The organism is Enterobacter cloacae complex sp. OE43NF (assembly GCF_023544405.1).
GTDB classification, from domain to species: domain Bacteria; phylum Pseudomonadota; class Gammaproteobacteria; order Enterobacterales; family Enterobacteriaceae; genus Enterobacter; species Enterobacter cloacae.
This window is the reverse complement of sequence record NZ_JAMJFW010000154.1, coordinates 1-339: the sequence shown is the minus strand read 5'-3', so window position 1 is coordinate 339 and position 339 is coordinate 1. Positions and strand designations below refer to the sequence as shown.

The following is a 339-nucleotide window of genomic DNA, read 5'->3' as shown; positions in this document are numbered from 1 at the left end:
CTTCGCAGTGCACCTTTTCAGGTTCACTCTGAAGTTTTCTAGTGTTCGCAGTAAAAGATGGTGGAGCTATGCGGGATCGAACCGCAGACCTCCTGCGTGCAAAGCAGGCGCTCTCCCAGCTGAGCTATAGCCCCATCGTTTTGCAAACCTCTGTACCGGTAATTTTTCCTGAGACAAGGCGTGGTAACGCGACGCATACATCAGTATGTGAGCGTTGCCGCAACGCAGTATCAGGGAAAATTTGGTAGGCCTGAGTGGACTTGAACCACCGACCTCACCCTTATCAGGGGTGCGCTCTAACCACCTGAGCTACAAGCCTGTAGAGGTTTTTACTGCTGT

The 339-nt window shown here is 51.9% G+C and carries 2 tRNA genes; both read right to left on the bottom strand.

The annotated features are described in order from the left end of the window. Positions 1 to 58 precede the first annotated feature (58 nt). Positions 59 to 134, bottom strand: a tRNA-Ala gene (locus M8370_RS23445). A 108-nt stretch (positions 135 to 242) separates the two neighbouring features. Then, positions 243 to 319: transfer RNA gene (locus tag M8370_RS23440), tRNA-Ile, on the bottom strand. Positions 320 to 339: the final 20 nt, after the last annotated feature.